Raw genomic sequence first — 22726 nt, forward strand, 5'->3', positions numbered from 1 at the left:
CGTAAGCCGTCAAGCCCTGGCATATATGTAATCGAACGAGACGAGGATTTCATAAGACACGAACAACTCCTTTAAAACGATAACTAATTTCTAACAGTCTTTAGTGTATCGAATTCCAATTTCAAAGAAGTGTCTAAGAAGTAACAACCTAGCCCAAAAAAGCACCCGACGAGAGCATCGGATGCTGACTTACGAATGACGCGGAAAACGACACGTGACGGAAAAGTGGTTATCTGCTGAAGTGAGCTGGACACTTCCTTGATGGCGCGCCATGATTTGTTGAACAATCGACAGACCGATACCGGAACCGCCGGAAGAACGCGATGCGTCAGACGTTCCGAACGGCGTCAACCATTCGTTCAATTCTTCTGGTGTATAGGTGTTAGCAATCGCATTCGAGCAAATCAGTTGGATGCCTTGTGCTCCTTCTTTGATTGAAATCCGAAGATCACCGATTCCATGAAGTGTTTCTTTTAAAAAAATCAAACATGAAAACCCTACTTTCCGTTGAGTATAGCATGCAGTATGCACGTCGTCCCTTTCGAAAACAGGGGGAGAATTCTTAACTGAATCTTAAACAGATCAATGCCTGATTTTCGGCGACATCGTAACTGGACAAGCCGTTATACTAGAGACAAAGGAGGGGAAAGCGATGGAACACCACACGTATTATGAAGCACTCGTTCGACGAGACGCGACGTACGAAGGAACGTTTTTTGTCGGGGTCAAGACGACCGGTATTTTTTGCCGTCCGACGTGTCCAGCGCGAAAACCGAAGTCGGAGAACTGTGAGTTTTTCGAGACGGCGCAAGAGGCATTGCTTGCCTCTTATCGACCGTGCAGACGGTGTCATCCGCTCGCTTATCCAGGCGATCACGGTACGATTCAACGCTTGATCGAAGCAGTCGAGGCGGAACCAGATAAACGGTTCAAAGAAGCCGATTTCCGAGCACTTGGTTTGGACGAATCAACAGCACGTCGCCAGTTCAAGAAACGATTCGGGATGACGTTCGTTGCCTATGCTCGGGCACGGCGGATGGGGTTAGCGATGAAAGAGATTCGGACTGGGAAGCCGGTCATCGAAGGACAGTTAGCAGGAGGCTATGAATCAAGTAGCGGTTTTCGTGAAGCGTCAGCACGGATGCTCGGGGAAGCACCGTCACGTTTTGACGGACAGGTCTTGCGCGCGAAATGGCTCGATACACCGCTCGGTTCGATGCTCGCGATTGCGGACGAACAACACTTACATCTCCTTGAATTCGTCGATCGACGGGGACTTGAACGAGAAATCGAACAATTGCGTCGAAAAGCGCATGCTGTCATCGTTCCCGGTGAGTCACCCATCTTTGGACAGATTGAAGGGGAGCTCCGTCGTTACTTCAAAGGAGAACCGGTCTTGTTTCAGACGCCACTGATGCGGTACGGAACGCCCTTTCAACGCCGCGTCTGGGAAGAACTTGAACGGATTCCGAGTGGCGAGACGATCTCGTATCAGGAACTGGCCATCCGAATTGGTCAACCAACCGCTGTTCGCGCTGTCGCACGAGCCAACGGAGCAAATCAACTGGCAATCATCATTCCATGTCATCGGGTCATTCGAACGAATGGGGATTTAGGTGGATACGCCGGGGGACTTGCACGCAAGGAAACATTGCTCAAACTGGAGCGTACAAAGAGAGGACTGGATGTAGGATGAGTTTGATTAAAGATGTGTTTTCACCGAGTTGGCTCGATGGCTTAGGAGAAGCGGTCGATGTATCAGATTTTCGCAGACGAGTCGAACGGGAGGACTGGGAAGAGCTTGCGTTTAAACAACGCGTCCGTCGTGTTGCGGAGACACTAGAATCCGTCCTGCCACCGTTTCCGGACTCGATCGGGGAGCTGGAACGACTCGCACCGCAGTTTACTGGATTACCAGGGATCGTTTTTCCCGAGTATGTCGAACGGACAGCAACACTCGTTGACTGGAAGCTTGCGTTAGAGACACTCGTTAAATTGACGCCGTATTCGACGTCTGAGTTCGCTGTCCGGCGTTTTCTACTCGCTGATCAAGAGCGTTATCTCGAGCAAGCACTCATGTGGGCAACATCAGACGATGAACATGTTCGGCGCTTAGCGTCGGAAGGGACACGACCGCGTCTGCCATGGGGACAAGCGATTCCGAGTCTGATTGCTGATCCGCGACCGTCATTACCAATTCTTGACGGGTTACTACAGGATCCGTCACTCTACGTCCGAAAAAGTGTCGCTAATCACTTGAACGATATTTCAAAGACGCATCCGGAATATCTGATTGAGCGGATCGAACGTCACTTAAGAACAGATCCGAACACGGACTGGATTTTGCGCCACGCCTCCCGGACGTTACTCAAACGCGGAAATCCAGAAGTCTTACAGTTATTCGGACACGTTACGCAAGGGGAGGTCGAGATTACAAATTTAGTCGTCTCGCCGGTTACGATTGGTGGAGAGCTTGACTTCTCGTTCACTGTGACGAGTTCAGTTCCACAACGTTTACGCTTGGAGTACGCGATCGATTACGTCAAACAACGCAGAACGAGTCGGAAGGTGTTTCAACTGCGGGAGCGGGAAGTTAAAGGTGTCTTACAAGTCGAAAGACGCCAATCGTTTCGGAACATGACGACGCGTGTCCATTATCCTGGTACACACACATTGACGATTTTGATTAATGGAGAGGCTTACGCGACAGCAACGTTTGAGGTCGAGGAGGAGAGCTGAATGCAAGGACGGCATCCGGATTTTAAAACGTCACGATTATTTGTTGAAGCAACGGATGAAGAATCGGGTTGTAAGTGGACGTTGCATGCGATACGTGAGAAAACGATCGTCGGAACGATTATCTTCACTTGGAATGCATCCATCGGAATCTTACGTTACACGACGACTGATGAGGACGATCAGCACGGGTACATCACGGAAGCTTTGACATCGATTTTGTCATATCTCGCGCGGACATTATTATTGACGCGTGTTTATAGTGAAGCGGGCAGTGAGACGGTTTGGCGTCGGAACGGATTTCAGTTGCAGGCGAATCGATATGCACGCGAACTTCATCATTAAAGCCCCGTCTGCTGAGCAGAACGGGGCTTATTTGTGATTAGACCGTTGTTTTCGACCAGTTGAAATGGTCGCAAATCGCTTCAGCGCTTTCACGCGCACTTAACTGTTCCGTATCAAGAAAGAGATAATTGACGTCCGGCAATTCGCCTGGCAGCGAGCGTGTCCGGTATCCGTCCGCCGTCTTGCGTAAGTCTTGTTCAGAAGCAGCGAGGTCGCGCTTCGTCACTTTGTGCGTCAATCGGTTTTCGGTCGTGTTCCGGTGCAGACGGGTCGCGACCGGCGCATCCAGTTCAACGATATAGACGTCAGCACCTGCTTGTTCGAACAACTCAACCGTTTCTTCGATGAACTCGAGACCACCACCTTCGACGCCGAATAGACAGAGGAATGTAAACAGGACACCTTCAAGCGAACTGTTCGCCATTTCCTTGAACATCTCGCGCCGAATCGTATCCTTTAGGCGGTGATGGGCGGGTTCAGAGAAATCAAAATAAGGCAACAACAAGTCGATTGTCTGGTGGTTATGGAAGACTTTCATCTCCGTCAACCGTTCGATTTCCTGACCAATCGTCATCTTTCCGACCGCTTGAGGACCAAGTAACAAGACAAATTTCATGGACGAACCTCATTTCCTTTTTTTGCTAAGAATAGCACATTCCGATGAGTGACATCACTAGAACGCTTGTTCGTAATTTGATATAATTCAGGTATGAAGTCCCGTCGTGTCCTTGTCTGAAGGAGGACAACTATGCAAGAGCAATGGAAGGCCGTCATCGGCTATGTAGGTATATATGAAGTCTCGTCACTTGGTCGCGTAAGGTCGCTTGATCGGACGATCGTGACGTGTCGCGGCGTCCGACAACGCCGAAAAGGTGTCTTGCTCCGACCACGACTCAATCGGGAAGGGTACCGGAAAGTGACGCTCTATCAACGGGGTCGAGGAGAACGAGTGCAGGTCGGTCTACTCGTTGCGCAAGCTTTTCTGACGGCTGACGTCACGGAAGCGCGACTCGTCCGACGCAACGGTAAACGAGCTGACGATCAGTTATCGAACTTGGACGTGTTGCCTTCATTTGATCAGCAGTATACCGAACTGCTTGGTGAGTTTGATCTCTTATTAGAACAACATGTGACACTGTCATCATTCCAGATTCGAGCGATTCGCGCCCAATATGAAAAAGGGAAGACGATTCGTCAACTGGCGGAGCAGTATCAGGTGACGGAGAACCGGATTCGCAATATCATCGATAAAAAGGAAGCACGTTATATCGGCTGAGAACAGAGGAAAAGAGCGCTTGCCAGGAATGGCAGGCGCTCTTTTTGTTAAGACAACGATTCGCTCGAGCGAACGGTCTGTTGCAACGAACTGATTCGTGACTCGAGTACCGCGTTATGTGTCTTCAATTCCGTTTGCTGAATGACGTGGTGTTGCATTTGATCCCCAAGTACTTGGCTATAGGACGAGAGCTCTGACATCAACTTTTGGACAGATTGTAGATGCTGTTGCATATTCGACTGGACTTCTGCGACGATTTGACGTTGGTGTTCAACGGTCCTCAGTGTCGTCTCGATCGTCGTCGCTTCAGTCAGCATCTGTTGCAAGTGCTCCGTTGCCGTCTCGAGCTGTTGTGACGTCGAGAGAAACCGTTCCGTCATTTGCGAGAGCGCTTGTTCGACTTGAGTGAGCCCTGCCGTCCACGTCTGATTGACCTGACGGATGTGGTCCGTACTCGTCCGGATATCGATCGCTAGTCTCTCGACTTCCTTGGCCACGACCGTGAAGCCACGACCGGCTTCGCCAGCACGAGTTGCCTCGATCAGCGCATTCAGCGATAGGCGGCGCGTCTCTTCAGCGACACGCTGGATGTGGGAAATCGAGGTCTCCATCTGCTGCTGTAGATGTGAGGTCTGTTGCAAGATTTGCTCTGTCGTCGCGGATTGTTCCTTCAGCAAGTGGCTTTCTTGTTGTAATGTCCCAAGTGTCGTGTGATTCGTCTGAACAGTCTGTTGAAAACGGGTTACGGCACGTTGGCTGTTCAGAAGTGTCGTTTGCATTTCGCTTAACGCATCGTGTCCTTGGGCAGTCAAACGTGTGGAGGCGATGATCGTCTGATTCATCTGCGTCGATTGCGCAAGTAAGGAACCGGCGACTTCATCGACGGCATGCACCGATTCATCCATCGCGGATAAATGCGATGAAAAGTGGGGCTGGACGGATTCAAGTTCCTGACTGGCTTGTTGCATCTCGACCGTCAAATCCCCAATCTGTTGCATCAATTGATTGTATTGGAACGTGAGCTGTTGTAACTCAAAGGTCGTCGTCTTAAGCGTTAACGGACGATACGATCGCTTCGCATGGGTTTCTTCAATCTGTAGGGCGAGTTTCGATAACGGTGCTAGTTGTCGTTGAATTCGCCAGCGGATCAAGAGGCTGATGCTGACAAGTGTGATCACGCTCACCCAGATGAGTGTCCAAGCTAAATCTCGAGCAGGAGCGATTAATTTATCGCGATCGGTCGTCAGCAAGATGACGTCATCGAGTTCCGGAATCGTCATCGCGACAAGAAACTGGTCTTGATTTGAAAAGGCATATGTACGAGCTGTTTTTAAATGCTGTAGTAGTTGTTTCCGTTTTGCTGGGTCGAGTGTCAACGGTCGGAACGCCTCACTCGTGTTCAGGCTTTGAAAGCGAGTTATGTAGTCATCACGTGATAAGTCGGTTCGCTGTTGCTGTTGCAATCGTTTAATGGCACGCGTACGGTCTGTTGCGTCATTCGGATATGCGAGAAACGTTGCCCGGACGTTCACATCAAACATCGTTAATTCACGCATCAGCCGTTCCTCAGTCGCCGTAACGGATTGTTGGTACAAGGCGTAAACGCTTAGACCACTGATCACGATCAGTCCGATGGCGACGATCGGAATCAACCATCCATTTAATTGTTGTGCCAGTAATCGTTTTTTCTTTGGCATAAAATATCTCCCCCCGTATTCCTATCGGGAGGAGATGGCTCAACATGTATGAAAACGTTGTACGACTTGTGTAAAGGTCTTGTGAATCTAGTTCACGTAAATCGGAAGGACAGTCGCAAGATGTGTCATAAGTGCTTGTGTCTCTTCTTTTGGTTCAGACGTGACATAAATGATCAACGCAGCAGCAACGATGACAAAGATGGCAATGACAAGAATGATGAAGAACGGCATCTTACTTTTTCGTTTTTCGGCTTGACGGTCCATGAAAGATTCCCCCTTAATAATGTATACGATAGGTATATTTAAAGGATTCCCTGTTCATTACTTTAAAAACACGACAACTGTCCGGTAATGAAAAAAATACTGCCTTGTCTGACGAGAGCGGTGGACAGGGCAGTATTTTACGGTCAACTAAGGAGAGACCAGACATCATATCGCTCAAAATCAGCCAAAATATTTGGCGCGATCAACTGACGGATTATTTCTTCGTCCGCCCAGAGATAAGCGTCGTGTTCTGCGGATAACTGAACACTCGTCTGGTTCGTCGCGCAGACGTACATCAACAAAATGATTTGTCGATCTTTATGCGTTAGGAAGCTCGAGGCATAGAGTAGACGTTCCGGCGTAACGGTCAACTGTGTCTCTTCTTTTATCTCGCGAACAAGGCTGTCGAGCGGCAGTTCACCGAAGTCGATCTTGCCACCCGGACATTCCCACGTGCCGCCACCGAAGTCGGCAGCAGCCCGGCGGACGATCAGAAGACGTTGCTCGTGAATGATGATGCCTTTGACGGCAGGAACGATTGCTGTCATTTGACGGGACTCCGCGATAATACGACGGGATCGGTTCCTTCCGTTTCGATCAGCTGCTGATCGCGTAGATAGATCCCGCTCTCGTCAGCCAGCCCGAAGGCACGGCTCGTGCCTTCTTCCGTAAAGGATTTCACCAGGTGGGCAGCTTCGCCCCACGTCTCGTAATGGACACAGACGACAGCGTCTTTCAGCAGGGCAAGACCAGGCAAGCGAAGACGTCGATTGTCGCGTTGGTCGATCTCCGGAATCACACAACGTTCGGGTGAAACGAGGGCACCGGCAGAAAAGCCAGCGACCGGAACACCGTTTACGAAATGCGACTGGATGATGTCACCAATCGGTGTCGCGACCAAGTATTGCTGATACAATTCGGTCTCGCCACCGGAGATGATGATCCCTTGACATTGCTGTAGTTGCGCGAGCTGTTCATCCGTTGGCGCGTCAGACAGTGGTAGATGGACGAAGGACGAAATACCCTCTTCCTGCAACGCTTCCGTATAAATCGAGGCGTAGGTCACCCAGTCCTTACCAGTACGTGGGACATACAGAATCGCGACCGGACCACCATTCGTTAATGCAGCAAACCGTTTTCGCAAATTCGGTGTAAATGGAGGACCGCCTCCAAATAAGAATAAATGAGTACGCATGAAGTCATCCCTCCAACTATGTATTAGAAAAAGTATAGCAGAAATCAATCAATTGGAAATATGCTGGTAGAATGATTGTCTGCGGAACCACGTGTGATGTTGTTTCCGTTCTTGAAAGAGAACGAATAGGACGAAGGTGATGACGAGACCGCGTCCAATCCATGGTAAGACGAGAAGACCGTAGTTCATCGCAGCGAACAGTTGGAGCAAGAAGCGACGCTTACTCGGATCCCGCAGATACGTGATCAGTGGAAGTTGCTGGTGCGTCTGCTTGAATAATCGCAGATGAAGGAACGGACGCTTTCGGTGAGACGGCTTCGGTAAGGCACCGTTCAATTCAAGGACGGTCGCCGATAAACTCGACTGTCGTTTCGTCGACAACAGGATATCCTCCGTTAATCCGTCCTCACGCCGTGACCAGTGCCGGACATGAAAAGATCCGAACAGTAACACACACAGTGCGACAACGAAGAGGACAGGGTGCGGTTGAAGCCAAAGCAGGAGTAACAGGGTGATGCGTCCGGTTGCCAGGACGAGATGACCGCTCCATTTCCGCAAGAACCGTTGCCCAGATAGCCGGTATGTCCAGAAGCTAAAGAACGGTTGGAGTAAAGAAAGCGCGAGACTAGTCAGCAGTACGGTGATACTAGATTTGTCAAACCGGATGTGATGTAGCGGGAAACAAAGTAGATGTAAGCCGGCCGTTAATAAGAAAATCCGCACGAAGTGATACCGAACAGAATACCGCTTCATTCGGACGATCGCTCCAGAAACCGGTTTGAAGAAGAGACGATCCGCCGGTTCGAACCAAGCGTAAAAGGCAGGCAGAAACCCGTACAGCATCCAACCAAGTAAGATCCAAGCGACCGGAACCGTTTGAACCCAGTCCGCTTGACCGTTTAAGATCTGAACCGTCTCATAGATGATGAAAAGCCCGACCGGAACGACGAGATACAGCAAGATCGTCCAGTCGAAGATTTCTCGAAAGAAGCGACGCTGTTCCGCGTGCCGTCGACGGATCCGTTGCTTCAAAAAGGTTTCAATCATGCTCGAGCACCATCGCTTCCATGATGTCGAACAAGCGGGCACCTGGCTGACCAGAGGCTTCACCGATTTGAGCGAGTGTTCCTTGATGTTTGATGCGTCCCTGATCAATCCAGACGAAGTCGTCACACAGACGTTCCGCGGAATCAAGGACATGAGTGACGAGCAGAATCGCCACGCCACGCGTTCGTTCTGCTTCAAGTACATGCAACAACCGAATCGTCGCGATCGCATCGAGACCGACGAACGGTTCATCGATGATCAGGCAGTCTGCGCGTTGCATCAAGGCACAGACGAGCATCACCTTCTGTTTCATTCCTTTAGAAAAAGAGGATACATAGTCACCTGTGACAGCATGCAGTTCGAATGTCTTTAAGAGTCGTTCCGTGTAAGCGTGATCTGTCTCGTGAAGTGATGCGACCAGCTCAAGGTGCTCGGCGAGCGTCAAATATTCATAATAGGTCGGCTGTTCCGGAATATAGGCGAGTGAGGCCGGTAAATCGATCTCTCCTTCGACCCACGTTAGCGTACCGAACATCGCTTGAATCGTCGTACTTTTTCCTGCACCGTTCGTACCGATCAAACCGGTGATGGAACCAGGGTGTAAGGCAAACGCGATTTCTTGTAAGACGGGCTGACTGACGTCATATCCAGCTTGTTGAATGGATACATGCATGTGAAACATCTCCTTTCACTACATCTACTGATAGAAGAAGAAAAATGTTTCACAGCAACAGAACTCAGCAGAACCATAGCAAAAAATGTAACAGGTTAAAAATAACAAATGGGCTATAATGGAAATATCAATTTTAGAGGATGATCACGATGCAAACAGTCGAACGAATTTATTTCCGAGAGTCCGGCATGGGAAGAGGACAGACGTTTTGGTGGCACCGTGCAAGTCGGACGGTTCGAGCGGAAGATGAGGAAGAAATATTAGCACCATGCTTTCCATGTGGATTAATATTCCCTGACGAAATGGATCCATTGCTTATAAAACTGACAGAAGAGGATATCTATCTGATCGACATGTGGTCGGATTGATTCGATGCCGAGAAATGGCGGGAATACTCGGATCCTGAAAGTCTTACGATGATGGACGGAACGGATTGGGAAATTCATGTGACGACAGAACACGGTACAGAAAAAGTGTCACGTTCAAATGTGTTTCCACCAGGGTGGGAGATGATTCGGGAACTCTTATACGATTACTACGGTGCGGGGAGTAACCGAGAAGATGAAGAAGGAGAGGGTGAACAATGAAACGAGCACTATTGTACTTGATTCCGTTTGCGTGGCTTGGACCTTACCTCGACTGGAAAGAGGGTTCGATACTAGGGTATGCCTTATTTTTATTTGGACTTGGTGTTCTGTCATATTCCCTTGCGCGGAGGGGGAAACCGAAATACATCGTCATCGGCAACATGGCTTCGTTTGTAATTTCGTACGCGATTGCACTCAGTGTAGGCGAAGGATACTTCAAACCATTGACAGCCAGTCAACTGGTTCTTGGAGTGAGTGTCTTGAATCTAGTCGTACAAATACCAATTGTGATGCATGCGATTCAAAAACAGTTTGAAAACAATAAAAGCGCTCCATAAATCAGGAGCGCTTATGCGTTAGTTTTTACCTTTAAAAACAACTTCATTGTTATTCCATGAGAAAGAAGGCTTGTAGATTAATTCGAGCGACTGTCCCTTTGGTGCATCGTAGAAGAGCTTCCCTTTTAATGTCTTCCCTTTATTCAAATCACCACTGATTGCTGTATCATCGCCATAATAGGATTCTACTTGTTCGTCATTGATATACAAGTTAAATTCTGTATTATCAATGAATGAAGAATCATCACCTTTGTTGATTGCTGTTACATCAAAAACGACAACGTTATTGTTTTTAGCTTCACTATATTGATTAGGAGATTGATTTTGTGCTTTTGATATTGTTAATTGTACATCTCCAACTTTAATTGTGTCACCAAAGGCAAAAGTTTTAGGGGCTTCGCTTTTTTTCTTATCATCAGATGACTTATTAGAATCGACAGAAGTGACTTCATCACCCTTTTTTAATTCTTTATCAACTTCATTAGCAAAGAACGATGTACATGCTACCATTGCAACAATCAAAATAACAATTGCAACGATTAATCCCAATACCAATTTTAAAAACTTTTTCATAACAATAAATTCTGTCCTTTCATAATCCCAATAGATTTTTATGTATTAAATTCTTCCTTAATTTATGTTTTTAGATCTAAAAATTAGGTTGTCAAAATTATTTATTATAAAATAAGTAAGAATTAATAATATTCTATCATAAAAAACAAAATATTCCCTTAAAAAATAAATATTGTAAAATTTTGAAAATTCATTTGTTGAATATGAAAAAACGCTACGCAACGAGTGCGTAGCGATCAGATTACACGAGTCCTAAGATCTCAACTTCAACTAAAGCACCTTTTGGTAGTTCCTTAACAGCGATACAAGACCGAGCCGGGAAGTGATTGCGCGGTGCAAAGTAATCGGAATAAATCGTATTAAAAGAAGCGAAGTGTTCCATGCTCGTTAAGTAGCATGTCGTCTTGACGACGCGGTCAGGTGTCAGTCCTGCCTCTTTCAGGATGGCATCGACGTTGCGCATGACTTGTTCCGTCTGCTCCGTGATTCCGCCTGGTACAAGTTCACCTGTTGCCGGATCGATCGGGATTTGACCAGAAGCATAGAGTGTTCCGTTCGCGATAAAGCCTTGCGAGTAAGGACCGATTGCAGCAGGGGCGTTCGTTGTGTCGATCTGTTTGAATGTAGACATGAAAAGAACCTCCTCTTATAAAATACATATGTACGACACCGAGTGATTCGACTCGGATATCCCTCAACCCTTCAAAGGAGTGAATTGATATGCCACTTTATCATAAATTAGTTCGAGACGCGATTCCAAACATCATCGACCAAAACGGGAAAAAAGCGACGTTCCGCACGTTGGACGAAAATGAATTCCTAGTGGAAGCGAAAAAGAAATTACATGAAGAACTCGCTGAATATGAGGAGGCAGTGACAGACGCAGATGCTGTCGAGGAATTAGCTGATTTACTGGAGCTCATCCAAGCGTTAGCGAAGACACATGGCGTGACTGTTGAGGAAATGGAAGCCGTCCGGGCGAAGAAACAGCAACAACGCGGTGGATTCGAAGAACGCCTCTACCTGATTGAGGTCGAGGATTGATCCCGGAAGCGAAGCTGACGACGCATCATTTATATGACTCACTCGTCGAAGCCATTGATCAAGCAGAGGAAGTCTATATCGTCGCAGCGTTTGCTCAGAAGTCAGGTGTCACCTTGCTCGTCCCGGCATTTCGTCGTGCCTTGCAACGAGGAGCCGAGATTCGGCTGTTGATTGGCGACTATCTACATATCACCGATCCAGAAGCATTGGCGCAGTTGCTTGCGCTTGATGGGTTGTCAGTTCGCTTTTATCGGTCAGGTGGACGCTCTTTCCATCCGAAAGCGTATCTGTTTCGAAACGCAGAGACTGGCTTATCAATCGTCGGTTCGTCGAACATCTCGAACAGTGCGCTTCGGTCCGGTATTGAATGGAACGTTCATCTACCGCAAGCTGTCGCTCCACAGATCCTTGATGATGCGATTGATGCCTTCATGGATCTTTATCTCAGTGAATCGGCAGAAGAACTGAACCCAGTTGTCTTAGACGCTTACCGTCAAGAGTACGCGGCACGGCAATATGTCGCGGAACCAGAAGTCGAGTATGACGAAGGAACAGTCGTCGTTGCGCCAGAAATCCTGCCGCACCGAGTGCAGGAAGAAGCGCTCCGCGCGTTACGGGAAACGATGGAAGAAGGACGGACACGGGCGTTGGCAGTGCTTGCGACTGGATTAGGGAAGACCTACCTCAGCGCGTTCTTTGCGGGAGACTTTACACGAGTCCTATTCCTGGCGCATCAAAAAGAACTGTTACTGCAAGCGGAGCGTTCGTTTAAAAAAGTCAATCCGGCGTGGCAGACCGGCTTTTATATCGGCAGTGACCGGACCGTCACGGAGACGACGGAGATCGTCTTCGCTTCCGTCCAGACGTTGGCGCAAAAACGTCACTTGGATCGCTTTGCAACGGACCAGTTTGATCTCATCATTGTCGACGAGTTCCATCACGCGGCAGCGACGAGTTATCGGAAGGTCATCGATCATTTCACGCCCCGTTTCCTGCTTGGTCTGACGGCGACACCAGACCGGATGGACGGTGCGGATGTCTATGCGATCTGTCACCATAACGTTGCGTTCCAGATGCATTTCACAGCAGCGATTGCTGAAGGCTTTTTGACGCCGTTTCATTATTACGGTATTCATGACACGATCGACTACTCCCAGATTCGACGAATCGGTCGAACGTATGATGCGACGCAGCTCGAGCATCGACAACTCGATCGTGAGGTCGCGGATAATATCTATCATTCGTGGGAGAAACATCGTCAAACGAAGACTATTGGTTTTTGTTCGTCGATCAAGCAGGCGGAATATCTGGCGCAAGTATTCCGGGAAAAAGGAACGACGGCGTTTGCACTGACAGGGCAGACGACGAATCGCTCGCAATATATGAAAGCATTCGAGCAAGGCGAAATTGACGTTCTCTTTACCGTCGATCTATTCAACGAAGGTGTCGATATTCCGAAAGTCGATACACTCCTGTTCTGTCGTCCAACTGAGTCTGTCGCCATCTATACGCAACAAATCGGACGTGGTTTACGCTTATCACAAGATAAATCGCACTGCGTCATCATCGATTTGATCGGGAACTATCGTAACGTCGAGACGAAATTGAAACTACTTGGGACGATGAAAGAGTCGTTCAAGCGAGGAGAAACAGAACCGATTACGCCACCACCTGGCTGTGTGATTGAGTTCGATACGCGAGCACTGGAACTGATTCATCGACTACGACAACCAAGCCAGCGGAAGTTACGACTGATTGAACAATATGAGCAAATCAAATATGAACTCGGTCGTCGACCATCGTATGTTGAGATCGGGGAATATGCGGCAATTCCGCAAGGCTATAAACAAGAGTGGGGCTCTTACGTTGGGTTCTTGAAAGAGCGTCAGGAGTTATCAGGCGAGGAGATTGAGGCGTACGATTCTAATCGAGAATTGATCGAACAGGTCGAAAAGACAATTATGAATCGAAGTTATAAGATGGTTGTTCTGTTAGCGATGCTTGAGCGGGGAGAAGAGCGTTGGATGGAGCCGATTACGGCCGAAGAAGTAGCACCATTCTTTTATGAGTATCTGCATGCGGAGAAGTATCGGGAATTGAAAGATGCACAAACGGCAGAGTTAAAAGGAGCATTTAATAAACATAAAATAGAGCGCTTATTAATAAAACAGCCAATGTCTAAAATTGGACCACCATTTGTCTATAAAAATTATCATTTATCAGTTTTAGTTTCATTAAAATTCCCAAATGAAATTTACAAAATAATACAGGGGATAATTAATTATAGATTAACAAATTACTTTTTTAATTGAAAGATAATAAGATAAAATTCAATTATTAAAGTTCTATAAAGTTTTTAATCGTTATGATAAATAAAACGTAATTGAGGAGAAAAAAATGAACATAAACCCTGAATCAAAGCCCATTTCTGAAATATTTTCTATTGAAGGAAGAACAATATATAAAATTCCGATATACCAACGCAATTATTCATGGAATGACAGTAATATCGAATCACTTTACAATGATGTAATCAACGAAGAATCTGGATACTATCTAGGGAATTTACTTGTAACTCCTTCTCAAAATAAAAATGAATTTGATGTTGTAGATGGTCAACAGAGGCTTACAACAATTGCTCTGTTTTTATTAGCGATCTATGAAGAACTAAATAATATTGATGACAAGAACTCTTCAAAAGTACAAAGAGAATCTATTTATTCTTTAAAAACAGATATTAAACGAAAACTAATAGGTTATGAAAATAAACCCAAATTAAAATTACTTGAGCCGGATGCCGGAATTTTTATGAATTATCTTCGAGTGTTTGAAGATAAAGATAAGGGTAAATTCGGAAATAGAACCTTTGGAAAACGTTACAAATTTATTCAAAGTCTTATAAGTATTGGTAGTATAAACGATTTGGATGAAATAGAAAATTTCTACAAAAAGTTAAATAATATAGAACTATTAAGAATCACAGTCAATGATTTAACCGATGCTTACTCAGTTTTTATTTCTTTAAATGCTAAAGGACTTCCTTTGACACTAGTTGATTTATTAAAGTCATATTATCTAAGTGAAGCAGTCGAAGATATTGGAGATAGTAACGCTTTAGAAGAGTGGAATAAGCTAATTCATATTTTTTCTAATGAGAATGGAGAAACAAATATTCCTTCAATAACACAATTTTTCCAAAATAATTATGATACTTTTGAGAGTGATTCTACGTCTTCAATAACTAAACAAGCTTCCCTTAGAAAGTATGAGAAATTATTCAAAGAAAAGAAGTATAAATATATGCAGACATTATTAATTAACGCAAAAATTTTCTCTAATATTATTCCTAAAATAAAAAGTAGCGATGAATTATTTTTTAATGAGAATCTCCAAATTAAAATCAAACAATTATCTAAACTTGAAACATCTCCAATATACCCTTTAATGCTATTTTTATTAAAAAAGCTAACTGAGAATAAAATTTCTGAGAATACATTAACTTCTATTTTTGATTATTTAGTGAGTTACTATGTTCGTAGAAATATTGTGTTAAAACCTAAATCTTCAAACATTCGTGCAAAAGCAATACAAACTGTTCGCCAACTTGAGAAAATCGAAGATAACTTAGATAATATTGCTTTACTCACAATAAAAAATATTCTAAATCCTATAAAAGTAAGTGATGAAGAATTTTTAGTGAGATTAGATGAATCTGTATATGATACTTCACCACAAACAGTTCGATTCATCTTAATAGAAATTGAAAGAAAATATGGAAACTTATTTAATAAACAATATAAGGATACATTAGATGATTATGAGAATGGGAAACCTATTTGGACGCTAGAACACATCTTACCGCAAAATATTAATCTTAAGAAATCATGGAAGCAAATGATTGCTCCAGATAATATAGAAAACGCTGAAAATCTTCAAAAAGAAAATATGCATAGAATAGGAAACATTACTCTTACTGGTTATAACTCTGAATTGAGTGATAATGATTTTATAGAAAAGCGTGACTATAGGCCAAAAGGATCTCAAGAGTATACAGGATTACGTACCAAACTATTTATAAATAAATCTATCATTACTGATGAATTAACAGGAAATTTAAAAACATCTTGGACCATACAGGATATTGATATTCGTACAAAAAAATTAGCGGATTTAGTGTTAAAAGTTTTTTCTATTGATTAATTCAATTGAATATTTAGGCACAATGAAAAAATATAGCTAGGATAATAATGAGCTTTTAGTGCTATATTTTTTCATTGTTAGTTTTTATATGATCTTTAACGAAAGTGTTATAAGTGTAATGAATTTATAGAATTTTACTCCATTTTATCGATCTTATACTTTATATTATTTTTATTGATTTTTTCTAAGATAATATCTTCAATGTTTAAATTTAACTCGCTACATAATGTCAGCGCGTAAATCAATACATCAGCAATCTCTTCTTTAATATTCTCTTTGTTCTCTTTCCAAGCTTCTTCACTTGTCTTCCACTGAAAAGCCTCCAATAACTCAGACGCTTCGATAGATAAAGAAATCGCTAAATCTTTAGCGTTATGGTATTGCCTCCAATTCCGTTCATCCCGAAAGTCATCGACTTTTTTTATTAAAGATTCAATTTCATTCATGAGTCATTCTCCTTTAGCTGTAATAGACGTTTTCGCAATTGCAGATTCGTAGCATAAAGATAAAGTCCTTTTACGCCTCGCTTCATCAAAACATTTAATGAATTTAATATGATATCTTCTTTGGCTTGTTCATTTTCTGATTTACTTAAGTCCTGACGCGAAACAAAGGCGCCTTTATCCTTATACTGCGTAGAATCAATGACTAGCTGCTGAGTCTCTTCGTCATATTGAATGGAAGGACCAAGCACAACACCTACGTAATTTAAATCAAATCCTTGAATTGTATAAATTGATCCAACTTCATTTATTGTTTCGGGTTGTTCTGCCCACGTTATATTTGAGTAACTACGATTCCAGGGAAGGTTGATGCCATCCTCGTCTACGTAATAGTCAGCACCATCTTTTTTATGAAGATAATCAAAGGTTGATACCATTCTTGAAAGCCCATATTTTTGATCTTTTTGAAAAATTGCTTGTTTAAATGCTTCGGAATCTTCGAAGATTTGAAAGTCATAGTTAGAGTCTGATGGTAGTGGTAGAATTTCTCGTTCTACAAAATGATTGATCCAATGTAATGTTTCTTGACTAGCTTGCATTCGAAATTGCTTGGATAATCGTAATGTTTTCGTTGCGAAGGGACCGACGATTTCCTGAAGAGTAGTACGTCCCCAGTGGCTCTTGATTTTTAATACTTGTTTAGGATCAAAAATTAGAATAGTGACTTTACTACGTGTAATGATTTCGTTCAGCTGATTTTTTTGATGAAAGTTGTTATACGTATCTTCTTTTGTTAAGAGGAGGTGTGCTTCATCAATTAGTACAATGTCTACCATCATGTTTTGATTACTTAGTGTATTTATGAATGGTGTAGGTTTTTGGAATTGTTTTTTCTTCAGGTTCGGTAAGCTTCTTGCAATCGATTTATACGTTTTTAGCATTTCACTATGATTAACAAGTAAGTAATTGTCTGTTTGATAAAGAGCAGAACTTGTATCTTTCGACAGGTCCTGGATTGTATTAAATAAAGAACTAAGCAAAACACTTTTACCTGTCCCGGCATCTCCTTCGACAATAAATACATGATGTCCTGGTTGTGTAATATTTATTTTGCAGTATTCTAGTATTTCTTGTTTTACTTCGAGTTGTTGCTCAGACAATTCACGATATGGAGAGAGTTTATAAACATCTTTATTGCGTAAGTATTCAAGTGTTCCTTTAGCAATGCTTTCTTCACGCAATCGTTGCCAAATATTTTCGAAGACCGTTTCATTAAAAAAGGACTTTTGATAATAATTATGAGTATAACGAGAGGCTGTTTGACTGACGTTCTGCAACTTATAATGACCGTCAGCAATCAGAAAGTTGATCAAATTAGACTCTATGTTATAAGTGGCCGACTGGTTAAACTGCTCGTGTCCAATTAAAATTGTTTGATCAAGTTGTTTACGTCGAGAATCTTTTAAATGGGATTTTAATCTTTGATTTTTTTGAACCGTTTGCCCTACATATGCTTGTTCTTTAGTTGAACTGTACAATAGGTAAACGATTGGATAATCGTCTATAAAATCCGACTGCGTATTGATTACGTCACTATAAGTAAATTTACGTTTCTCGAAATAAAGATTTTTCACTGTATGAAATCCTCTCAAGGTAATGATAAATGATTTGGCTAACCTGTAATATAATGTAATTTACATAACTAAATAATACTATAAATTGTAATGTGTATAGCATATGAATTTTTAACATGCTTTTTTAGGAGGACAAAGAATGGTGACAAGCTTATTTTTAGTTGAAGGACTTCCGGGATCAGGCAAAACAACAACAGCTGAAGCGTTGACTCGTCTACTACAAGAGCAACAAATCAATACGCGTCTTCATATCGAAGGAGACCTCAACCATCCTGCGGATTATGAGAGTGTCGCTTATTTAACGCTTAGTGAATGGGTAGAGTTTCAAAGTAAGTACGCTTCACTCGAGGTCTTACGATTTGCTGAGGTGTTCAATGATTATGTGCTTGTATCATATCGTCAGTGGCAGTCAAAACAGAATGTTCCTGAAGCTGCGCTTTCACTTTTGCAAGCACGTGATATCTATGAACTACCGTTCGAGTTACATCAATCACTGATACTAAAGAAGTGGGAAGCGTTCGTTGCTCAAGTGTTAACGACGGATACAATGTATGTCTTTGAATGCTGCTTTTTACAAAATCCATTAACGATGGGGCTTATCAAATACGATCTACCGGAAGCGACGTTACAAGCGTACATCGAACGCATAGCGACAATCATTACGCCGCTACAACCTGTTCTTGTCTATGTTGATCAACAGGATGTAGAGAGAAGCTTCCGTAAAGCATTACAAGAGCGTCCGACAGAATGGGCAGATGGATTCGTATCCTATTACACCGAGCAAGCATATGGTGTGAATCACTCATTATTAGGAGTGGAAGGGACGATTGCAATCTTAAGGGAACGAAAAGCATTGGAACATCAGTTGTTAAAAACGCTTCCCTTTAGAGTAGAAGTATTTGGAAATGAAGAGTTTTCAGTAAAAGCAAGACAAGCTTGGGTGAAGCAGTTGATTCAGTCGACTGTGCGTTCGACTTCTTTAAGCGAGAGCTAATAAAGAGGCGATTCTTTGTCTTAGAATCGCCTCTTTATAGTGAGAATGTCTGATCAATAGTGTTTTTATCATGGTTCAATATCCAATGCTTATAATCATCGTAGAGATCACGGATAGCGTCAGGTGTTTCGCCGATCAGGTCACAGCCTCGGTCATCATAGATGTGAAACAGACTCTTTCGTCTCGGATTAAAGAAAAAGGTACGATGGATAAAAGAAGGACGATCCGTGACATCGTGACTGCAAATATCACGGATTAAAGCTGGATAATGAATCTCTTGCCGCGTACAGGTCAAAGACAATGTGTATGTAGCATAGGGATGCTCTTCCACATATTGCGGTGTACGATCGCACCGCAGGCGATAGCGTAAAGAAGGGGACTTCAAGTACTTCACAAATCCACTATGCACGACCGGTTTCCAACCGCTTGTTCTTTTGTAGGGACTGACCTGCACGATCCATGTGATAAGATCAGATGGAGCATGGATGGCTTCGAATAAGGTTAGGGCTTTTCGATAGGCGGACTCTAGATAATTCGGATCATCTAGACCAACGTTTTTGAGCAATGTTGAATCGCCTAGCTCAAAGCGGATTCCGTTCGCATTGTGATAAAATAAGTTCGGATATAAGACGAGCTGGGGAAAGATCGTATACAGCTCTTGGTGATTCAATAGGAACCCCTCCCTTCAATTTATAATGCGCTACACTTGTTTCTTGAATGAATAATGATCCGGCTTCTAACAGCCGGATCATTATTTATTAGCCCATACTCGTTTCATGATTAACCTGCCATTGTACGCCAAACGCATCTTCGACAATACCGTAGGCTTCACTCCAAAACGTCTTTTGAATCGGCATGATGATCTTGCCGCCTTCAGCGAGCCGCGCGAACGTTTCGTGCAATAGCTCCACATCGGCTAAGTGAAGGGCTAACGTAATGTTTTGTCCGAACGTCACAGGGTTTTGTGGCATCGCGTCTGAGAACATGAGACGTGTGCCATGGACGATAAGCTGCGCATGTAAAATCAGTGTCTGGTGCTCCGGTGGATACGGTTGACCATCCGGTCCAGGACCTGGTCCGAACTCCATGATTTCCGGCATTTCTTCCTGAAACACCTCCGTGTAAAACGTCAACGCTTCACGGGTATTTCCATTAAAGACAAGATACGGATTAATCGGCATGGGAAAGCTCCTTTCAAAAGGGAGAATGCGTCTCTTTTAGTATAACAAACATTTGTTCGTATAAAAAGAGTGAGTTGCTGATTTATTTAGTATAAATGATAACGGTTTCAATTAATCTGATTTTTATAAAAAATAGGTTGCAACTTCCAGAAAGACTTCGTATACTAAATTTATCGAAAGCGCTTTCGGTGAAATGGAGTGAGTAGTATGGGAACAATTTATGATTTAGCGAAGATGACCGGTTTTTCGATCACAACGGTCTCGAAAGCCTTAAATAATTATTCAGATGTCAGTGAAAAGACGAAAGCGAAGATCGTCCAGGCAGCAGCTGAGATGGGATACTTGCCGAATGCACATGCTCAATCGCTCTCGACAAAACGTTCATGGACGATTGGTGTCATGTTTTCAGAAGCACATGGTGTCGGCATGATGCATCCGTTCTTTAATGCGATCATTGAAAGCTTCCGGAAAGCAACAGAGCAGCAAGGTTACGATCTGATTTTTGCATCACGAAATTTACGTAATCGGGACATGAGTTACTTGGAGCACTTTCGGCACCGAGCGGTTGATGGCATTGTCGTCATCTGTTCGGACCAGTTGGATCTGCACGTTCAAGAATTGATTCAAAGTACGATTCCGATCGTTGTCGTTGATATGTACAGTCCGGATTGTAGCGTCGTCTATTCCGACAATATTACGGGTGGGCGACTAGCCGTCGAGCATCTATATGAATTAGGTCATCGCCGGATTGCGCATATCGCTGGCGACACGACGACGGATGCTGGTGCAGCAAGGATTGAAGGTTATAAACAAGCAATGACCCAGTTCGGTCTGCCGATTCCGGACGGCTATATTGCAAACGGTGGGTTGTTTTCCGGAGAAGAAGGAAAACGGGCGATGCAAGAGTTGCTAGCGCTACCAGATCGACCGACTGCTGTCTTTGCGGCAGCGGACCAAATGGCAATCGGCGCTATTGAAGCGATTCATGAAGCTGGCTTACAGATTCCAAGAGATATCTCACTTGTAGGCTACGATGATATCGAGATGGCGAAGTACATCACACCGAAGCTGACGACCGTCCGGCAAGATACGGAAACGATTGGTCAGCATGCGGCTTCAGTCTTGATCGAACAAATTGTCGATAAACAGCGGATCACGACACAAGACGTCATCCCCGTCGAGTTGATCGTTCGTCATTCGACAGGTCCTGCACCTGAGTGACGTGCGCCAATTTCGGAATCGCTCTCGCTGGTTGTCAGGGAGAAAACGCGAGAGCGATTCCGAAATTATTTTTACGGCAGTTCCGAAAGCGCTTTCGAATTAAACGATTAAATTGAAAACGCTTACTTAAAAACCATTAAAAAAAGATGGGATGAAATGAAAAAGGCGTTCATTAGTACAGTCACGATTGGTGCCATGACAGCAACTGTCTTAGCGGGATGTACGGGAAGTGGCGAAGACACTACGAGTAGTGGCAAAGAGGTCTTAAAGATCTGGTCGTTTACGGATGAATTAAAAAAACCAATCAAAAAATTTAAAGAAAAGAATGACGTTAAAGTCGAATTGACGATTGTGCCGATGGCCGACTATCCGACGAAGTTGAAACCAGCTCTTGAAAGTGGCGTCGGAGCACCAGATATCTTCACGGGTGAAATTGCCTTCTTGAAACAATGGGTCGACGCTGGCTACTGGGCAAATTTATCCGAAAAGCCGTTTAATGCAGATGACGTCGCAAAAGACTATATTCCGTATGTATTTGACATGGGGAAAGATAAAGAAGGAAACGTGCGTGCGCTCTCTTGGCAAACGACGCCAGGAGGCATTTACTACAAACGAAGCATCGCGAAAAAAGTACTTGGAACAGACGACCCGAAAAAAATCGGCGGCATGATGAATTCAATGGATGGGGTGTTTGAAGTCGCCGATAAAATGAAGCAAAAAGGCTATAAAATGTTCTCAGATGAAAGATCGATTCGTTGGTTCGTGCAAGGCAATGATTCACAACCATGGGTCAACGACAAGCAGGAGCTCGTCTTGACCGATGCACGAAAAGAATATATGGACTACGCAAAAGAACTCCGTACGAAACAATATACGGCCCTTGCACCGAACGCATTCAAGGACTTAATTCGCCGATTGCGGGCGGAATATACAGATTTACCGATCTATATTACAGAAAACGGAGCCGCATTTGACGATGAGCTGATCGAAGGACGGGTCGCCGACCAAAATCGAATCGATTACGTTGCGCAACACTTGCAAGCAATCTCGGATTTGAACGAAGAAGGCATGAATATTGATGGCTACTACTTATGGTCGCTTCTTGACAACTTCGAGTGGAGCTTCGGTTACGAAAAACGCTTCGGAATCCTTTATGTCGATTTCGAGACACAGGAACGAATTTGGAAAGACAGTGCTCATTGGTATGCGAACGTGATCAAGCGACATAAAGCTACGCTTCCCCAAAGCGTATAAGGAAAAGGAGCTGACTCAAAAGTC

The 22726-nt window shown here is 44.1% G+C and carries 27 protein-coding genes; 13 read left to right on the forward strand and 14 right to left on the reverse strand.

The window, feature by feature from the left end; genetic code table 11:
- Positions 1-189: 189 nt before the first annotated feature.
- Complete coding sequence (locus tag B3M90_RS08730; RefSeq protein ID WP_290783442.1) at positions 190-486, reverse strand: ATP-binding protein; 297 nt, start codon at positions 484-486, stop codon at positions 190-192.
- Between the two features lie 166 nt (positions 487-652).
- Here B3M90_RS08730 and B3M90_RS08735 point away from each other — a divergent pair, with 166 nt between their 5' ends.
- The 3 genes from B3M90_RS08735 to B3M90_RS08745 are packed head-to-tail and all read left to right on the forward strand — an operon-like array spanning position 653 to position 3081.
- On the forward strand, positions 653-1696 hold the full coding sequence (locus tag B3M90_RS08735; protein ID WP_290783445.1) for a bifunctional transcriptional activator/DNA repair enzyme AdaA: 1044 nt from the start codon (positions 653-655) through the stop codon (positions 1694-1696).
- Positions 1693-2739 carry a DNA alkylation repair protein gene (locus B3M90_RS08740; RefSeq protein WP_290783447.1) on the forward strand — a complete coding sequence of 349 codons (1047 nt, stop codon included), beginning with the start codon at positions 1693-1695 and terminating at the stop codon, positions 2737-2739. Before B3M90_RS08735 ends, B3M90_RS08740 begins: the two co-directional genes overlap by 4 nt.
- Entirely contained in the window at positions 2740-3081 is a 342-nt protein-coding gene (locus tag B3M90_RS08745; RefSeq protein ID WP_290783449.1) for a GNAT family N-acetyltransferase, read from the forward strand.
- A 37-nt stretch (positions 3082-3118) separates the two neighbouring features.
- On the opposite strand, the gene B3M90_RS08750 is transcribed toward B3M90_RS08745, so the two are convergent.
- The gene (locus tag B3M90_RS08750; RefSeq protein WP_290783452.1) at positions 3119-3697 is read right to left on the reverse strand and encodes an AAA family ATPase; all 579 of its coding nucleotides are present in this window, start codon (positions 3695-3697) and stop codon (positions 3119-3121) included.
- A gap of 132 nt (positions 3698-3829) precedes the next feature.
- Here B3M90_RS08750 and B3M90_RS08755 point away from each other — a divergent pair, with 132 nt between their 5' ends.
- A complete protein-coding gene (locus tag B3M90_RS08755) occupies positions 3830-4357 on the forward strand; it encodes an NUMOD4 domain-containing protein (RefSeq protein WP_290783455.1) in 528 nt (175 codons plus the stop codon).
- Positions 4358-4404: 47 nt separating this feature from the next.
- On the opposite strand, the gene B3M90_RS08760 is transcribed toward B3M90_RS08755, so the two are convergent.
- From B3M90_RS08760 to B3M90_RS08785, 6 genes are all read right to left on the reverse strand, one after another.
- The gene (locus B3M90_RS08760; RefSeq protein ID WP_290783458.1) at positions 4405-6054 is read right to left on the reverse strand and encodes a methyl-accepting chemotaxis protein; all 1650 of its coding nucleotides are present in this window, start codon (positions 6052-6054) and stop codon (positions 4405-4407) included.
- Positions 6055-6141: 87 nt separating this feature from the next.
- On the reverse strand, positions 6142-6318 hold the full coding sequence (locus B3M90_RS08765) for a hypothetical protein (RefSeq protein WP_023466867.1): 177 nt from the start codon (positions 6316-6318) through the stop codon (positions 6142-6144).
- 143 nt (positions 6319-6461) lie between these two features.
- Positions 6462-6866, reverse strand: coding sequence for an NUDIX hydrolase (locus B3M90_RS08770; protein WP_290783460.1), 405 nt, complete (start codon positions 6864-6866; stop codon positions 6462-6464).
- Positions 6863-7513, reverse strand: coding sequence for a Type 1 glutamine amidotransferase-like domain-containing protein (locus B3M90_RS08775; protein ID WP_290783463.1), 651 nt, complete (start codon positions 7511-7513; stop codon positions 6863-6865). The genes B3M90_RS08770 and B3M90_RS08775 overlap by 4 nt, the downstream gene beginning before the upstream one ends.
- A gap of 48 nt (positions 7514-7561) precedes the next feature.
- Positions 7562-8560, reverse strand: a complete 999-nt coding sequence (locus B3M90_RS08780; RefSeq protein WP_290783467.1) for an ABC transporter permease — start codon at positions 8558-8560, stop codon at positions 7562-7564.
- Positions 8553-9233, reverse strand: a complete 681-nt coding sequence (locus tag B3M90_RS08785; protein ID WP_290783470.1) for an ABC transporter ATP-binding protein — start codon at positions 9231-9233, stop codon at positions 8553-8555. Before B3M90_RS08785 ends, B3M90_RS08780 begins: the two co-directional genes overlap by 8 nt.
- A 149-nt stretch (positions 9234-9382) precedes the next feature.
- Here B3M90_RS08785 and B3M90_RS08790 point away from each other — a divergent pair, with 149 nt between their 5' ends.
- The 3 genes from B3M90_RS08790 to B3M90_RS08800 are packed head-to-tail and all read left to right on the forward strand — an operon-like array spanning position 9383 to position 10158.
- The gene (locus B3M90_RS08790) at positions 9383-9601 is read left to right on the forward strand and encodes a hypothetical protein (RefSeq protein WP_290783473.1); all 219 of its coding nucleotides are present in this window, start codon (positions 9383-9385) and stop codon (positions 9599-9601) included.
- 48 nt (positions 9602-9649) lie between these two features.
- Positions 9650-9820 (forward strand): hypothetical protein, encoded by a 171-nt coding sequence (locus tag B3M90_RS08795; protein ID WP_290783476.1) that lies wholly within the window; start codon positions 9650-9652, stop codon positions 9818-9820.
- Positions 9817-10158, forward strand: a complete 342-nt coding sequence (locus B3M90_RS08800) for a hypothetical protein (protein WP_290783479.1) — start codon at positions 9817-9819, stop codon at positions 10156-10158. The genes B3M90_RS08795 and B3M90_RS08800 overlap by 4 nt, the downstream gene beginning before the upstream one ends.
- Before the next feature lie 18 nt (positions 10159-10176).
- Here the strand turns inward: B3M90_RS08800 and B3M90_RS08805 are convergent, their stop codons facing one another.
- Together B3M90_RS08805 and B3M90_RS08810 are read right to left on the reverse strand one after the other, a co-directional pair.
- Positions 10177-10731, reverse strand: a complete 555-nt coding sequence (locus B3M90_RS08805) for a DUF4352 domain-containing protein (RefSeq protein WP_214856148.1) — start codon at positions 10729-10731, stop codon at positions 10177-10179.
- Positions 10732-10972: 241 nt separating this feature from the next.
- Complete coding sequence (locus tag B3M90_RS08810; RefSeq protein WP_214856146.1) at positions 10973-11362, reverse strand: RidA family protein; 390 nt, start codon at positions 11360-11362, stop codon at positions 10973-10975.
- Positions 11363-11451: 89 nt separating this feature from the next.
- On the opposite strand from B3M90_RS08810, the gene B3M90_RS08815 reads away from it, so the two are divergent.
- From B3M90_RS08815 to B3M90_RS08825, 3 genes are all read left to right on the forward strand, one after another.
- Positions 11452-11775 (forward strand): nucleoside triphosphate pyrophosphohydrolase, encoded by a 324-nt coding sequence (locus B3M90_RS08815; protein WP_214856144.1) that lies wholly within the window; start codon positions 11452-11454, stop codon positions 11773-11775.
- Complete coding sequence (locus B3M90_RS08820) at positions 11772-14087, forward strand: DEAD/DEAH box helicase family protein (RefSeq protein ID WP_290783486.1); 2316 nt, start codon at positions 11772-11774, stop codon at positions 14085-14087. The genes B3M90_RS08815 and B3M90_RS08820 overlap by 4 nt, the downstream gene beginning before the upstream one ends.
- Positions 14088-14172: 85 nt before the next feature.
- Complete coding sequence (locus tag B3M90_RS08825; RefSeq protein ID WP_223041227.1) at positions 14173-15975, forward strand: DUF262 domain-containing protein; 1803 nt, start codon at positions 14173-14175, stop codon at positions 15973-15975.
- Between the two features lie 134 nt (positions 15976-16109).
- Here the strand turns inward: B3M90_RS08825 and B3M90_RS08830 are convergent, their stop codons facing one another.
- Both B3M90_RS08830 and B3M90_RS08835 read right to left on the reverse strand, forming a co-directional pair.
- Positions 16110-16421, reverse strand: coding sequence for a nucleotide pyrophosphohydrolase (locus B3M90_RS08830; protein WP_290783491.1), 312 nt, complete (start codon positions 16419-16421; stop codon positions 16110-16112).
- Complete coding sequence (locus tag B3M90_RS08835; RefSeq protein WP_290783494.1) at positions 16418-18052, reverse strand: DUF2075 domain-containing protein; 1635 nt, start codon at positions 18050-18052, stop codon at positions 16418-16420. Before B3M90_RS08835 ends, B3M90_RS08830 begins: the two co-directional genes overlap by 4 nt.
- Before the next feature lie 139 nt (positions 18053-18191).
- Between B3M90_RS08835 and B3M90_RS08840 the strand changes: the two genes are divergently transcribed.
- Positions 18192-19046 (forward strand): hypothetical protein, encoded by an 855-nt coding sequence (locus B3M90_RS08840; protein WP_290783497.1) that lies wholly within the window; start codon positions 18192-18194, stop codon positions 19044-19046.
- A gap of 34 nt (positions 19047-19080) precedes the next feature.
- On the opposite strand, the gene B3M90_RS08845 is transcribed toward B3M90_RS08840, so the two are convergent.
- Together B3M90_RS08845 and B3M90_RS08850 are read right to left on the reverse strand one after the other, a co-directional pair.
- Complete coding sequence (locus B3M90_RS08845) at positions 19081-19716, reverse strand: DUF3885 domain-containing protein (protein WP_214856136.1); 636 nt, start codon at positions 19714-19716, stop codon at positions 19081-19083.
- A gap of 88 nt (positions 19717-19804) precedes the next feature.
- Positions 19805-20227: a VOC family protein gene (locus B3M90_RS08850; protein ID WP_035411200.1), complete on the reverse strand. Its 423-nt coding sequence runs from the start codon at positions 20225-20227 to the stop codon at positions 19805-19807.
- A 207-nt stretch (positions 20228-20434) separates the two neighbouring features.
- On the opposite strand from B3M90_RS08850, the gene B3M90_RS08855 reads away from it, so the two are divergent.
- Positions 20435-21448 carry a LacI family DNA-binding transcriptional regulator gene (locus tag B3M90_RS08855; RefSeq protein ID WP_290783501.1) on the forward strand — a complete coding sequence of 338 codons (1014 nt, stop codon included), beginning with the start codon at positions 20435-20437 and terminating at the stop codon, positions 21446-21448.
- Between the two features lie 156 nt (positions 21449-21604).
- A complete protein-coding gene (locus B3M90_RS08860) occupies positions 21605-22702 on the forward strand; it encodes a family 1 glycosylhydrolase (RefSeq protein WP_290783504.1) in 1098 nt (365 codons plus the stop codon).
- The last annotated feature ends 24 nt before the right edge of the window (positions 22703-22726 follow it).

Origin of the sequence: Exiguobacterium sp. UBA6309 (assembly GCF_002439205.1) — a bacterium.
In the GTDB taxonomy this organism is placed as follows: Bacteria; Bacillota; Bacilli; order Exiguobacteriales; family Exiguobacteriaceae; genus Exiguobacterium_A.

What these genes read in the sequence shown, in the direction of transcription:
- B3M90_RS08735 (WP_290783445.1), top strand. Translation starts at nt 653, where the DNA reads ATGGAACACCACACGTATTATGAAGCACTCGTTCGACGAGACGCGACG.
- B3M90_RS08740 (WP_290783447.1), top strand. Translation starts at nt 1,693, where the DNA reads ATGAGTTTGATTAAAGATGTGTTTTCACCGAGTTGGCTCGATGGCTTA.
- B3M90_RS08745 (WP_290783449.1), top strand. Translation starts at nt 2,740, where the DNA reads ATGCAAGGACGGCATCCGGATTTTAAAACGTCACGATTATTTGTTGAA.
- B3M90_RS08750 (WP_290783452.1), bottom strand. Translation starts at nt 3,697, where the DNA reads ATGAAATTTGTCTTGTTACTTGGTCCTCAAGCGGTCGGAAAGATGACG.
- B3M90_RS08755 (WP_290783455.1), top strand. Translation starts at nt 3,830, where the DNA reads ATGCAAGAGCAATGGAAGGCCGTCATCGGCTATGTAGGTATATATGAA.
- B3M90_RS08760 (WP_290783458.1), bottom strand. Translation starts at nt 6,054, where the DNA reads ATGCCAAAGAAAAAACGATTACTGGCACAACAATTAAATGGATGGTTG.
- B3M90_RS08765 (WP_023466867.1), bottom strand. Translation starts at nt 6,318, where the DNA reads ATGGACCGTCAAGCCGAAAAACGAAAAAGTAAGATGCCGTTCTTCATC.
- B3M90_RS08770 (WP_290783460.1), bottom strand. Translation starts at nt 6,866, where the DNA reads ATGACAGCAATCGTTCCTGCCGTCAAAGGCATCATCATTCACGAGCAA.
- B3M90_RS08775 (WP_290783463.1), bottom strand. Translation starts at nt 7,513, where the DNA reads ATGCGTACTCATTTATTCTTATTTGGAGGCGGTCCTCCATTTACACCG.
- B3M90_RS08780 (WP_290783467.1), bottom strand. Translation starts at nt 8,560, where the DNA reads ATGATTGAAACCTTTTTGAAGCAACGGATCCGTCGACGGCACGCGGAA.
- B3M90_RS08785 (WP_290783470.1), bottom strand. Translation starts at nt 9,233, where the DNA reads ATGCATGTATCCATTCAACAAGCTGGATATGACGTCAGTCAGCCCGTC.
- B3M90_RS08790 (WP_290783473.1), top strand. Translation starts at nt 9,383, where the DNA reads ATGCAAACAGTCGAACGAATTTATTTCCGAGAGTCCGGCATGGGAAGA.
- B3M90_RS08795 (WP_290783476.1), top strand. Translation starts at nt 9,650, where the DNA reads ATGATGGACGGAACGGATTGGGAAATTCATGTGACGACAGAACACGGT.
- B3M90_RS08800 (WP_290783479.1), top strand. Translation starts at nt 9,817, where the DNA reads ATGAAACGAGCACTATTGTACTTGATTCCGTTTGCGTGGCTTGGACCT.
- B3M90_RS08805 (WP_214856148.1), bottom strand. Translation starts at nt 10,731, where the DNA reads ATGAAAAAGTTTTTAAAATTGGTATTGGGATTAATCGTTGCAATTGTT.
- B3M90_RS08810 (WP_214856146.1), bottom strand. Translation starts at nt 11,362, where the DNA reads ATGTCTACATTCAAACAGATCGACACAACGAACGCCCCTGCTGCAATC.
- B3M90_RS08815 (WP_214856144.1), top strand. Translation starts at nt 11,452, where the DNA reads ATGCCACTTTATCATAAATTAGTTCGAGACGCGATTCCAAACATCATC.
- B3M90_RS08825 (WP_223041227.1), top strand. Translation starts at nt 14,173, where the DNA reads ATGAACATAAACCCTGAATCAAAGCCCATTTCTGAAATATTTTCTATT.
- B3M90_RS08830 (WP_290783491.1), bottom strand. Translation starts at nt 16,421, where the DNA reads ATGAATGAAATTGAATCTTTAATAAAAAAAGTCGATGACTTTCGGGAT.
- B3M90_RS08840 (WP_290783497.1), top strand. Translation starts at nt 18,192, where the DNA reads ATGGTGACAAGCTTATTTTTAGTTGAAGGACTTCCGGGATCAGGCAAA.
- B3M90_RS08850 (WP_035411200.1), bottom strand. Translation starts at nt 20,227, where the DNA reads ATGCCGATTAATCCGTATCTTGTCTTTAATGGAAATACCCGTGAAGCG.
- B3M90_RS08855 (WP_290783501.1), top strand. Translation starts at nt 20,435, where the DNA reads ATGGGAACAATTTATGATTTAGCGAAGATGACCGGTTTTTCGATCACA.
- B3M90_RS08860 (WP_290783504.1), top strand. Translation starts at nt 21,605, where the DNA reads ATGAAAAAGGCGTTCATTAGTACAGTCACGATTGGTGCCATGACAGCA.